Raw genomic sequence first — 13,451 nt, forward strand, 5'->3', positions numbered from 1 at the left:
ATTTATATGCAATTTATCCCTAGAATAATCAGTATATAGGAATATTATTTTATCGAAAAATCTTTTGTATGGTCTTAGATTTTGTGCTATAATATTTTAAATTGCATCATTCAAAAATATTTCATGAAAAAACAAACTATTATACTTTTACTATCTTTTTTACTAATCAATTCTTTTGGTTTTTCTCAGGTAAAATCAGGCCCTATGCTTGGTTATTCTGAGATGCGGGAAGTGCTGCTTTGGATTCAGACTACCAAAAATGAAAAAGTAAAATTTGGTTATTGGGAAAAAGAGACTCCTGCTAATAAGTTTTTTACTGAAGAGGTTAATACTACCAAAGACAATGCCTTTGTTGCTAAATTAGTTGCTAATCAGGTACTTCCGGGTAAAAAATATCAATATGAGGTATGGATTTCAGGAAAATTAATGAAATTTAACTACCCTCTTGAGTTTCAAACTCAAACTTTGTGGCAATATCGTACCGATCCTCCGGCATTCAAATTTGCTGTTGGAAGTTGTACTTATACCAATGAAGAACGATTTGACCGTCCAGGTCAACCTTATGGGAAAAGTCCGCAGATTTTTGAAAATATATATAGTCAAAAACCCAATTTTATGGTATGGGGTGGTGACAATATTTATCTAAGAGAAGCAGATTGGAATACCAAAACGGGCATTTATCATCGCTACAGTGAGTTTAAGAAAGTAAAGGAACTTCAGCCACTTTGGGCCAATGTACATCATTATGCTATTTGGGATGATCATGATTATGGTAACAATGATGCAGACCGCAGTTTCTGGATGAAAAACACCACATTGCAAGCCTTTAAAGATTTCTGGGGGAATCCAAATTATATATTTGAAAATGAGGCCATTACTGGTACTTTCATGTGGGAAGACTGCCAGTTTTACCTTATGGATGACAGGTGGTTTAAAGCTCCCAATGATATTTTTGATAAAAACAAAGATTATTATGGGGAAAAGCAGCTTAACTGGTTCATTGATGCTCTTAAGTCATCAAATGCTCCATTTAAGTTTGTTGTAACTGGCGGTCAAGTGATCAATGAGGCTAAAGTTTTTGAAAATATGGCAACCTATCCGGGAGAAAGGAAAAAACTTCTGGATAGAATTGCGGAACAAAAAATAAGCGGGGTGATATTTATCTCGGGGGATCGCCATCATACAAATTTGCAAAAGCTTGACAGAGATGGTAATTACCCGCTTTATGATCTCACGGTATCTCCGATGACTTCTTCTGCCGGAAAACCTGTCGAGGAAGAATATAAATATAAAACCATCATTGAAGGAACGGAAGTCAACAATTCACAGACTTTCGGTATCATGGAAATCAGCGGTAAAAGAACTGATAGAGAATTGAAAATAAATATTTTTGATGCAAATGGTGAAAAGAAATGGGATTATTTGATTAAAGCCAAAGATTTAAGAGCAAAATAAATAAGTGAAAATTGATTTAAGTTTGAAATCTTGATTTATGGACAATAAAATATTTGTAGATTCCGAAGTAGGTACTTTAAAAAGGCTGATTATTCATAGCCCTGACAGTGGATTGGGTAAAGTTGTACCTTCAAAGGCCCAGGACTGGCTTTTTGAGGATATTATTCACCTCGAAACCATGCGATCAAAGGAATACGATTATTATGTCAGACTCCTTTTGTATTTTTTGGATCCTGAAAAAATTAAAGGAAAAGCTCCTCTTGGCAATGCTGACAGAAGTTTTTTCAAGCCTAGTTCTGAAAATTATTTTAATTCCGATAAAGTTGTTGAGTTTGAGACACTTCTTTTTGATGTTTTAAAAATTGAAACAGTAAGAACCCAAATTGTGGCTGCTGTCAGTGCTATAGAAGAATGTTCTTATTTGGAAATGCAGCAATTTTTAAGTTTGAATAATCGGGAATTGTCCAAAGTTCTGATAACCGGAATGACAGAATCGGGTGAAATGTTCTTCCCTCCTATTCCAAATCTGATATTCACCAGGGACATTGGTATTGTGGTCAATGATCATATTTTGCTGAATAAACCAGCCAAAGCCGCCCGCTCAAGAGAGTCTCTCCTGGCAAAATATGTTTTTTTTAACCATGAATTTTTTAAAGGTTACGAAAACAAAATTATTGAGGTTGAGGAAGAAGAAGAACACTTTTTAATGCCTGAGGATCGCCGCCAAAGGCTTGATACACTGGAAGGAGGCGATGTGATGATGGTGGCACCGGGGCATTTGCTTATTGGGGTAAGTGAAAGAACAACTGTAGAAGCGGCACGTCAGGTGATTGATAAACTTTTTGAAAAAAATGTAGTTAGAAAGGTTTCATTGTTGAAAATCCCAGCCAAGCGTGATTACATGCACATTGATACTATTTTTACCCAAATCAAAAAGAATGTTTGGGTTTTGTTGGCATCTCTTGGCCGTACATCTGAATTTGCAAAAAATGAACAGGTGTGGGATGAATTGGGTCAGCATATTACCCATGAAGAATTGGTTATAAAGCAGTTTTATAAAGAAAATGATCAGATAAAAAACCGTAGTTTTGATAACCTGGAAGAGTTGTTAAAATATATTTCTGAAATTGACTTAAAATGTACCGAACCTGTTAGTTTTGTATATTCTGGCAACAATGAATTTCCTTTTGGAGCAAGGGAACAATGGACGGATTCCTGTAATTTGTTGGTTTTGAAGGAAGGAGTGGCGATAGGTTATGATAGAAATGACAAAACTTCAGAAGCATTCAGGGCAGTTGGATTTAAAACTATTGCGGCTGCAGAATTACTTAATAAATTTGAAAACGGCTCTGCAGATCCTCAAAATATAGAAAACACCATAATCCTCTTGCCATCAGCTGAGCTTTCAAGAGCGAGAGGTGGATCTCATTGCATGAGTTTACCGATACAAAGAGATTCGATTTTTTCAGAAAATAATTGATTTTGATATTTTAAATTTATACTAAAATGCAAGAACAAATCACTTCTAACATACTGATGATAAGGCCTGTAAATTTTGCTTACAATGAACAAACGGCCTCAAGCAATGCATTTCAAAAGAAAATTGAAACACAGGATTCCAATGCCACAGCCCAAGCTGAATTTGACAGTTTTGTGGATCAACTACAACTTAGAGGAATCAATGTTCAGGTGATACAAGACACCCCGGAACCATTTACCCCTGATTCTATTTTTCCAAATAATTGGCTTTCAATGCATCATTCGGGAAAAGCTGTTTTGTATCCAATGATGGCAGAGAACCGCAGACAGGAACGAAGACATGATATTCTTGATATTTTGAGAGAAAAATATCATTTAGACGTAGTATTGGATTTTACACATTTTGAGGATGAAGGTAAATTCCTTGAAGGTACCGGAAGTCTGGTATTGGATAGAATTAAGAGAATTGCGTATGCCACTATTTCGCCTCGTACCGATATGGACGTCCTGAATGCCTGGAAGAATCAAATGAATTACGAATTGGTTACTTTCCATGCAAAAGATCGAAATGGTGAAGCCGTTTATCATACCAATGTGGTGATGAGTATGGGTGATATTTTTTGCGTTATTTGTCTCGATTCTATCGCTGATTTTGATGAAAGAGTAAAAGTTAAAGCTCGTTTGGAGCAATCAGGCAAGGAAGTGATTGAAATTACCATGGATCAAATGGAGAATTTTGCCGGAAATATGCTACTTCTAAAAAATAAATCCGGTAAAAAATTCCTGGTCATGTCGCAGCGGGCCTATGATTCTCTTTCCAGAGACCAAAAAAGAAATCTCGAAGACAACGCAGAGGTTATCCATCCCGACCTGGGAATTATCGAAGAATTAGGAGGTGGCTCTGCCCGGTGCATGATAGCTGAAATACACCTTCCAGCCAAATAATCAAGAAAATTTAAAGTTATAACTTAAAGAAATAATTGGTGCTCCAAAAACCGTTAATTTGTAAGATTTGATATTTGTCCCTTCTGATTTCAGAAATACTGAATAGGCATTTTTACGTCCATAAAGGTTATAAACTGTAAAAGTCCAGTTTCCTTTCCAGCGTCTTTTTTCATCCATACTAGGGTTATAAATATTCCATGCAAAGTCAAGTCTATGATAATCAGGTATTCTTGAGTTATTTCGAAGAGAGTAAAAAGGATAAGTATTATCCTGATATTGTATAAAACCCTGTGGCATAGTAAAAGGTCTGCCGGTACTATAGGTAAAATTAAAAGAGAAATCATGGTGTTTTCCCTGATTGATCACCAATGTAGAATTTATAGTATGGGGACGGTCGTAATTAGCAGCATACCAATCTCCCTGATTTACCTGTTGTGAAACTTCGGGCCCTTCATTTACCTGATTAAAACTTCTGGCATAAGTGTAATTAATCCAACCCGTAAATTCACCTTTCTTTTTAGTAGCCATTAATTCCAATCCATAACTGCTATTTTTCCCCTGAAGTAATTGGCTTTCAGGGTATTCTTGTAATAAAAAGTCAGCTCCGGGTTTATAATCCACAATATTATTGGTCTTTCTTAAATAGCCTTCTATGGAATATTCATAAATACTTGATTCAGTTTCCTGCACATAACCGACTGTTAACAAGTTACTGATTTGAGGTTTAATATATAAATCCGAGGTTTTCCAACGCGAAGTAGGCAATGGAGTTGTAGTATTGGTAACTACCTGCAAATATTGCCTCATAAGGTTGTATCCTAACTTCAGTGTCTTTTTGCTTGTCAGCTGGTACCTGATCCCAAGCCTTGGTTCTAATCCCCCAAAAGATTTTTGAATTTTACCTGATCCAATATAAACGGTATCTATAAGTGCTATTTCATCTCTGGGTTGTCCCGGTTGGTAAGTACGGTAACTTCCCGGTCCCATATTCATAAAATAAGAATATCTAATGCCACCTGTTGCTACAAGTTTTTTCGAGAATTCAACTTCGTCTTCAATGTAAAGAGCTGTTTCATAGGCCATTTCGTTTTGAGTTTTAACTTTCGAAATATTGGTATTTAAACCTGGATCTAGTTCTCCCGGGTTTATATCATACCTGATAGCATCTAATCCAAATTCGACTTTATGATTATTTTTAAAATAATTGAGGTTGGATTTTATTTGATTAAATTTTACACCAGAAATAATTTTTACCTTATTTTCTGAGTTTAATTCGGGTAATAAAGTAGTTGGTTGATAATTAGAATTAATATATTTGGTTTGAATATTTAAGTTTGAATTAATGGCATGAAACCAATTTAAGGTATTGTTAAATGTTTGATATTTATATTGAGTATTGGTACTATTTACTTCGTTAATCGAACCCAAAATCTCCGTCTGAAAATAATCATTGCTATAATAAGAAGATAACGTAAGTGTATTTTTGGTGTTTATGATATAAAATAGTTTAGAAGAGCCATCCCCAAATTTTGCTTTAATATTTTCGAGTTGCTTAGAGGCTAAGGGAAGTAAAAAATCATTAAATGCTCCTCTGCCAGAAACAGAAATACCCATTTTATTTTTTATCAAAGGAATATCCAAAAGAATTCTATTGGAAACCAAACTAATACCACCCTGCATTTTGAATTTTTCAGTATTGGGGTTGGTTAGGTTTACATCTAAAACGGCAGCAGCTCTTCCTCCAAATCTTGTTGGAACATTTCCTTTATAAAGGTCAAAGCTCGAAATTGCTTCCGATGGGAAGGCCGAAAATAATCCAAACATATGTGTTGGATTAAAAATGGGGGCATCATCGAGCAATATAAGGTTTTGATCTGTTGCTCCACCTCTGATATTGACACCATTAGCGGCTTCACCTACACTTGATACACCAGGAAGCATCTGCAGACCCCTCATAATATCCAACTCTCCCATTGCCGATGGAATTTTATTGAGTGTTTTAATACTTATTGTATTTACACCCAATAAGGGTTTTTTAATATTTGAAGCCGGGTTTTTACTGCTTACCAAAACCTCTTCAAGGTCATTGGAAACCTGTAAAAGCTGGATATTGTATGTTTTGTCGCTTCTAAGGATTTCCTGTGTACGCCAGGGTTTGTATCCTACATATCTGACAACCATTATAATATCGCTTTTTCCTGAGTAAAATGAAAAACGGCCCGAATTGTCAGCAACAATGTTTTGTTCGCCATAATTCACATTTATAGTTGCACCAGGTAGTGGTTCCAGTGAGATTGAATCTCGGATAATGCCACTGACTTTAATCGATTTTTTGAGCGATGGCGAGATTCACAATGCTTAATAAAAACAATATTTGAATTATCTTTTTCATATTTTTTTAAATTGGCCAGCCCTCAGGAGCTAGTGGCGTTCGGGTTCTAGATTTTATACAAGGTGCTGATGGCGGTCGTGATGGAGTTAAGGGCTCATAATTGATAGCTCTTCCTCCTAACAATCCAATGGGATAAGCATTGTCATCGTAGGATCTGTTAATCCAAAAAGACTTTTTTATGGTTTTAGCAACCATAAAATACCCTCCCACTATTTCACTTTTATTGTCAATATTTTTAACATTTCCTACCAGGGGTGCCGGAGGTGAGTCTGCCAGAGTGCCGTTGGTCTGGTTTTGTTCAATTATAATTTTTAAATAACGGAAAGCCTCAGCATTAATATTTTGCTGGCTAATTTCTATCAAAAATCCGGAATTGGAATAATAAGGAACTTTGGCTATTAATCTATTTTTGATTTCCAGATTATTTGAATACAGGTCACTCATAATATTTAGTTCTTCTGAATGTATTATTTCCCAACAATCACCTAAACAAGAATAATCATAAGTTACCATGGATCTTTCAAGACCCGGACTGCTTTCACATTTATCATACGGTTGAGGATAAGCTAGATAGATCCCTTCATAGCAAGAAATACAAATTGGCTGTCTTTCAAATATCCTGTAATTCCACATATAAAAGTCCCCCTTTTCAGGATTATCTTTTAAGTCTATATAAATAAAATGACCCGGGCTTGTATTTTCTCCTTTTTTAATAGCTTCAGGATCAAATTTTACTGTATGACCCAGGATATCAGGGGTTTCCCGCATAGTTTCTATGCTTGATTCATATTTTTTCCCATTTTTTAAATTTACTTTTAATTGATATTGGTTATTGATTTTAGTTTTAAACCATATCGGAAAAGTGTAAATACCATAACCAGAATAATGAGCGTTGATATTAGTTTCCCCATTTTCAACAATATAAACTGTTGCTGAATCCACGGGTATAAACTCGATTGCCCTGGTAATTCCAGGATCTGTTTTTTTTATACTTATATATTTTTCGGAGTCTGTATCATCTATTTTTCCATCAATCACTAAAAAACTTTCATTTGATTTTACGAGCATTTGGTAGGGTTCCACACAAGAAATTGCAATCACTAAAAATAATGAAGTGATTAAGCTAATACTGAAATTTCGATATGTAATTAATCTATCCATCCATCTGGCTTTCTGGAGGTTCTGGTATAACTTTCCTGACAAGGTGCCATTGGTGGACGGGTTATGTCGGCTCCCATGGGTTCAGGATTGGCAGATCTACCCTGAAATAATCCATAGGCTTTAACTCCTACGTACCTTTCTGCTCTTGGAATCCATATTTTCCTGGTCTTTTTTATACTTACCATAAACATACCTCCAATAGATTCTGTTTTGTCATTTATGTTTTTAACATTTCCAATAAGTCCTGCTGGCGGGGTGTCAGAAAGGGTTCCGGTATTCTGACTTTGGTTAATCATAATTTTGAAGTAATCATGAGCGGTTTTAGAAATACCGTATTGGTTAACTTCAACCAATGCTCCACGAAATTGTAAAAATGGAATTTCTGCAATCTTTCGATTGGTAATGGGAGACCCATTATAATATTGATCGCTTAATATGTTTAATTCGGAACTATAATAGATCTGCCAGCAATCAGTTTTACATCCATAATCATAAATCACGCTTCTTCTTTTCAATGCAGCATCTTCCACGCACTGTCCGTCGGGCTGAGGGTTGGTGAAGTATTTTCCACCATAGCAAGTTTTACAAAAATTTGTTTGCTCAAATAATTTCCATTTCCACATATAAAAATTCTCATCTTTTGCCTCATCTTTGGTATCAAGATATACCTCGTGGCCATTCATTTCTTTTCCATCAAAATTTATTTCTGTTTCATTAAAAATTGTGCTTAGTTTCTCAATTTCGTTTATTGGTATCGCAGACTCATCACTACTTTTATACTCTTTTCCGTTGGCGAGTTTAAATTCCAGGTGGTATTTTGTGTTTGGTATAATTTTGAAATCAGGGGGTAATTGGTATGTTCCATCGCCTTTAAAACTACAGTTATATTTTTTTGTATTGCCTTCAACTACAAAGACTTCAGCATTTTCTTCACCCAGAATTTTATTGGTGTTAAACTGAGTAAAACTCTTTTTTATTTGAATCTGTTGAATTTGGTCTGAATCGGTTAAGTGTGCATCAATAAACAATATTTCTTTTTGATTAATAAAATTTATATCAAAAGGTTCTACACATGCAAAAACCAAAGAAAGTGAAACTAAAAACAAGAAGATGGTTTTCTTTGACATCAATTGATATTTTAATTTTGTAAAAAAGAGAAATTAAATTGCTGGTATACTTTTTAAATTTCGGTGATCTCTCTACCAAATTTAAAGCAAAATCACATAACATATGGTATTATAAGTGTTTTTTTGACACAAATAATTTTCTATTTTTAAAAGTACCATTTTATAGCCAATACCAGGTTATAATTGTAGGATTAAAATACAAAATTGTGTTTTCAGTAGATGAAATTCTGAAAAAACTATTTTATAATAAAATGTTGCTTCGGGGATTCTCTTCTAAAAAATACGATTCCGACAAAAAATAAATCAATACTCACTGTAACCGAGTCGTGATTTATTATTTCTTCCCAGGCCGATTTCATACCTTCAGACCAGTAAATATCATCGAAAACAAAACAAGTGTCATTGTGAATACTTTTTAGGGCGGTTTCAAAATACCTTATTGTGGCTTCATAAGTATGATTTGCATCAAAGAAAATCAAATCTATACAACCATAATTTGATAAAAAATGAGGTAAGGTTTCGTCGATATTGCCTGTAATTAATTCAATATTGGATAATTCTAAATTCTGAAAAGTGTTTTGGGCTATTTTCCCAATTTCAGGGCTGCCTTCAAAGGTAAAAACATTACATTGTGGAGTGGAAGTGGCCAAATATGAAGTAGTAATCCCGAATGATGTACCTAGCTCAATAATATTTTGATATTTATAAAATCTTGCAATTCTATTTAAAATTAATGCCCATTTTTTGGTTTTTAAAGAGGTCCTGGCAATACTTGATATCTTTCTTTTAGTATTCTTTTCAACTCTGGAACCTGCTCCAAAGTCTTTGATATCAATACTTTCAGTTCTTTGTAATAATTTTCCTCTTTGATTTTCTATTTTTTCAAAATAATCATTTTGAATAGAACTTTTAAAGACTTGTGTATAAAATTCGAAAACAAACGGGGAATGAATAGTGTGTGCGTCACCTGCCTTTAACCAGTACCTGATAAAATCTAAATACATGGTTTAATTTAATATTGCGGGCATCATTAGCACAAATTCCGGAATTTTTACAAAGATTTTTTCACCATCCAGTTGTCTTTCCAATAAATAAGAGCCATTCATTTTACCAATCGGAGCTTTAAAATTACATCCGGAAACATATTCGTGTGATTGACCTGGCTCGATTATAGGCTGAAAACCTACCACTCCATTTCCAATTATTTCGTATTTCTCTCCTATTCCATCAAAAATATACCAATGACGCGAAATCAATTGAACAGTGTGATCAGAGAAATTTTCAATTTTTATCCGGTACGAAAAAGCATACATAAATTCCAATGGTTCGGAATACATGGGTTGGTATTCTGAGGTTACTGTGACCTTGATACCATTCGTAATAGCAACTTCCATATCAATTGGTTTTTTTAATAAAACGCAATAAAAATCGATTAGTTTGTAAATTAAAGGATAATTTTGGAAGTTTTCAACCAAAAAATAAATTTGAAACAATTTAAATACTTTTAAAATCGGAATTTAGTTTATAAATATGAATGTTGAAATTGAAGAATCCTGGAGAAATCAGTTATCTGATCAATTTGAAATGCCTTATTTTAAGCAACTTGTGGATTTTGTAAAATCTGAATATTCAACTAAAGTTTGTTATCCTCCGGGAAAACTTATATTTAATGCCTTTGAAAAATGCCCTTTTGCAAATACCAAAGTCGTAATTCTTGGCCAGGATCCTTATCATGGACCCAATCAGGCACATGGTTTATGTTTTTCGGTAAATCATGGAATATCATTCCCTCCTTCATTACTCAATATTTTCAAAGAGCTTAAAGAAGACATTGGAAAACCTATCCCTTTAACAGGAAACCTGGAAGATTGGGCAGCCCAGGGTGTTTTATTGTTGAATGCCACGCTGACTGTTGAGGCAGGCAAAGCCGGTTCACATCAAAAGAAAGGCTGGGAGCAATTTACTGATGCTGTCATCGCAAAATTGAATGAAGGAAAAGAAAATCTGGTGTTTTTATTATGGGGAACTTATGCCCAGAATAAAGGAAAGTTTATTGACAGAAATAAGCATTTTGTACTAAAAGCCAAACATCCTTCTCCCCTTTCAGCCAATTTTGGAGGCTGGTTTGGCCAAAAACATTTTTCACAAACCAATAATTTTCTGGAAAGTAAAAATCTTGGAAAAATAGATTGGTAATCAAATTTTTCTTAAAAATAACAAATAGATGCAAAAATACGAAATGATTGCCACTACTCTGATGGGACTTGAAAAAGAACTTTCGAATGAGATTGAGCAATTAGGCGGAGAAAATATCGAAATCTTGAAAAGAGCTGTGCGTTTTTTTGGCGACGACAAATTGATGTACACCGCAAATATGTCTCTTAGAACAGCACTTCGGATACTTATACCTATTGATGATTTCAAAGCTACAAATGAGGATGACCTCTACCATAGCGTCAAATCTTTTCCATGGGAGAATATTTTCGGATTACATCAGACTTTTGCGATAGATGCGGTTACGAGTGGCGAATATTTCAAACATTCAAAATTTGTGGCATTGCGTGCTAAAGATGCCATTGCTGATCGTTTTAGAGAAAAAACCGGACGCAGGCCTAATGTGGACCCAATTGAACCGGATATTGCTATCAATTTGCATATCAATGTGAGTGAGGTGTCAGTTTCACTGGACTCTTCAGGTGTAAGTTTGGATAAAAGGGGATATCGGATAAATAAAACCCTAGCTCCTATCAATGAAGTTTTAGCAGCCGGAATCATCCTGAAAAGTGGCTGGAAGAGTGATTTACCATTTTATGACCCTATGTCGGGTTCGGGTACCTTTAGCATTGAGGCGGCACTTTTAGGCTCCAACACCGCCCCGGGTCTAAACAGAACTTTTTCATTTCAAAATTGGGGCGAATACGATAGTTTATTATTCGAAAAAATCAAAAATGAATTAATAAGTCAAAAGAAAGAGGATAATTTGAAAATTTTGGCCCGGGATATTCTAACCCAAAATATCGAAATTATCGCTGAGAACGCCATGAACGCTGGTGTAGAAGACTTTATTAGCCTAAAAAAAGCTGATTTTTTTCAGACAGATCCTGTTGATAATAATGGAATTCTGGTCCTTAATCCGCCATATGGTGAAAGATTAAAACTGGGCAATATTTTTGATTATTATGCCAGAATCGGTGATACATTTAAACAGAAATATGCCGGATTTGACGCCTGGATGATTAGCAGTGATAAAGAAGCCCTTAAATACGTTGGGCTTAGAGGTGATGAAAAATATGATATGAACAATGGTGGGCTTGAAGCCAGATTGGTCAAATACAGACTTTTCAAAGGCAAAGGCAATATTTAATCCACAAAAAAAGCCACATTTTCAGTGGCTTTTTTTAAATCTTATTTTGGAAATTATTTTATCAAACTAAACAATCTGTTCCACCTGATTTTATTAAGAAGTCCGGCGTTACGGTCAATCGACATCCAAATGAACACTGCTTTTCCTACAATATGGTCTGCAGGTACAAATCCCCAATATCTCGAATCATCAGATTCATATCGGTTATCCCCATCATAAAATAATAATCTTGTTTGAAGGTATATTCTGTGATTGCTTTTCCATCTATAAAAATCTTACCATCCTTGTATTCTGCTTTATCATTTAAATCAAAAGTGGTTATAACTGATTTGTAAAGAGCAAGATTTTTGGCATCAAGTGTAATTTTCATGCCTTTTTTTGGAACAGTAATCGGGCCAAAATTATCTCTGTTGTTGTTATAAAGGTTACTTCCATAAGGGAAACTTCTATAAACTGTATTACTGTCGCCTTTTGCAATAATATCAGGATATACATTGGTAATGAAATCCATGTTTTTCAATTCTGCAAGGGCTGATTCTGTGGTGGTTATGTCGTAATAAAACTTCCCATTCTCTGAAGCCGAACCTCTGTCAGTAATACCCAATTTTGTAAACAACTTAGGATTAATATTGGTGTTACATTCTATTTTGCACCATTTTTGGGAATTTGGTGGGCTGTCCATTTTATTGCCATTAATATAAATCTCAGCATTTTTACTTTCAATCACATCACCTCCAATACCGATGCAACGTTTAATGTAGTTAGTCCTTAAATCAACCGGATATTTGTCAAAACCTCCAAATTCGTCTGGTCTTTCGGGACATCCAGGATAATTAAAAACCACTACATCTCCATTTTTTACATCTGTAAAACCCGGAAGACGGTAATTGGGCAATTGAATCCAATCCAGATAAGATGGAATCTCAGTAAACCATATTTTTTGGTGAGTAAGCGGTATCTGAAGGATGGTTTTGGGTGTACGGGCACCATAGTGCACCTTTGATACAAACAAAAAGTCGTCAATTAACAGGCTTTTTTCCATGGAACCTGTCGGAATGGTATAGGCTTCCAGAAACAATCCTCTGATCAGGGTGGCGGCTATTACGGCAAATAAAACCGAGTCCCACCATTCTCTCATGGCTGACTTTTTGGGCTTTTCTTTTTTAATTTCAGTTTCGGACATGAATAAATATTAAATTTTTACAAAAATATATATTAAAAGGCAAAATGCTTATCATTTATTGTGATTTAGGGCAAATTTGGTATAAACGGCTTTTTATAATCAATCAGCGGAATCCAGAATCTCGTCAAAATCCTCCTGCATTTGTTCAAACCGCTTCATCACTTTTTTCAAAAATGTTTCTCCCAACATTTCCTCAATTTCTTCTTCTCCGGACACATCCAGTTCAGAAACTTTGTAAATTTGTTCCAGTGTACCGATTTCAAACTTTATCACAAATTTGTTGTTGAAAAAGTAAAGCTCAGCTATGCAATAATCATTAGGTATTTTTTTTATAAATTTCATTTG

The 13,451-nt window shown here is 34.8% G+C and carries 10 protein-coding genes and 2 pseudogenes; 5 read left to right on the forward strand and 7 right to left on the reverse strand.

Annotated elements, in window-relative coordinates; all coding sequences use genetic code 11:
- The first annotated feature begins 123 nt into the window (after positions 1–123).
- From IPP61_17020 to IPP61_17030, 3 genes are read left to right on the forward strand one after another with little or no spacing between them, the layout of a single operon-like run.
- Complete coding sequence (locus IPP61_17020) at positions 124–1,455, forward strand: alkaline phosphatase family protein (GenBank protein MBL0326844.1); 1,332 nt, start codon at positions 124–126, stop codon at positions 1,453–1,455.
- Between the two features lie 37 nt (positions 1,456–1,492).
- Entirely contained in the window at positions 1,493–2,935 is a 1,443-nt protein-coding gene (locus IPP61_17025) for an amidinotransferase (protein ID MBL0326845.1), read from the forward strand.
- Between the two features lie 26 nt (positions 2,936–2,961).
- Complete coding sequence (locus IPP61_17030; GenBank protein MBL0326846.1) at positions 2,962–3,879, forward strand: amidinotransferase; 918 nt, start codon at positions 2,962–2,964, stop codon at positions 3,877–3,879.
- Here the strand turns inward: IPP61_17030 and IPP61_17035 are convergent.
- From IPP61_17035 to apaG, 5 genes and pseudogenes are all read right to left on the reverse strand, one after another.
- Positions 3,880–6,271: pseudogene (locus tag IPP61_17035) on the reverse strand (TonB-dependent receptor plug domain-containing protein). It lies immediately after the preceding gene.
- 6 nt (positions 6,272–6,277) lie between these two features.
- Positions 6,278–7,432, reverse strand: a complete 1,155-nt coding sequence (locus IPP61_17040) for a DUF4249 domain-containing protein (GenBank protein ID MBL0326847.1) — start codon at positions 7,430–7,432, stop codon at positions 6,278–6,280.
- Complete coding sequence (locus IPP61_17045) at positions 7,420–8,559, reverse strand: DUF4249 domain-containing protein (protein MBL0326848.1); 1,140 nt, start codon at positions 8,557–8,559, stop codon at positions 7,420–7,422. Before IPP61_17045 ends, IPP61_17040 begins: the two co-directional genes overlap by 13 nt.
- Positions 8,560–8,795: 236 nt before the next feature.
- Positions 8,796–9,563 (reverse strand): class I SAM-dependent methyltransferase, encoded by a 768-nt coding sequence (locus IPP61_17050; protein ID MBL0326849.1) that lies wholly within the window; start codon positions 9,561–9,563, stop codon positions 8,796–8,798.
- 3 nt (positions 9,564–9,566) lie between these two features.
- Positions 9,567–9,953 carry a Co2+/Mg2+ efflux protein ApaG gene (gene apaG, locus IPP61_17055; GenBank protein ID MBL0326850.1) on the reverse strand — a complete coding sequence of 129 codons (387 nt, stop codon included), beginning with the start codon at positions 9,951–9,953 and terminating at the stop codon, positions 9,567–9,569.
- Between the two features lie 136 nt (positions 9,954–10,089).
- Between apaG and ung the strand changes: the two genes are divergently transcribed.
- Positions 10,090–10,755, forward strand: coding sequence for a uracil-DNA glycosylase (gene ung / locus IPP61_17060; GenBank protein ID MBL0326851.1), 666 nt, complete (start codon positions 10,090–10,092; stop codon positions 10,753–10,755).
- 28 nt (positions 10,756–10,783) lie between these two features.
- The gene (locus IPP61_17065; protein MBL0326852.1) at positions 10,784–11,923 is read left to right on the forward strand and encodes a class I SAM-dependent RNA methyltransferase; all 1,140 of its coding nucleotides are present in this window, start codon (positions 10,784–10,786) and stop codon (positions 11,921–11,923) included.
- Positions 11,924–11,976: 53 nt separating this feature from the next.
- On the opposite strand, the pseudogene lepB reads toward IPP61_17065, so the two are convergent.
- Positions 11,977–13,106, reverse strand: a pseudogene (lepB, locus tag IPP61_17070) (signal peptidase I).
- Between the two features lie 99 nt (positions 13,107–13,205).
- Complete coding sequence (locus IPP61_17075; GenBank protein ID MBL0326853.1) at positions 13,206–13,448, reverse strand: hypothetical protein; 243 nt, start codon at positions 13,446–13,448, stop codon at positions 13,206–13,208.
- Positions 13,449–13,451: the final 3 nt, after the last annotated feature.

The organism is Cytophagaceae bacterium, from assembly GCA_016722655.1.
GTDB lineage: Bacteria > Bacteroidota > Bacteroidia > Cytophagales > Spirosomataceae > Leadbetterella.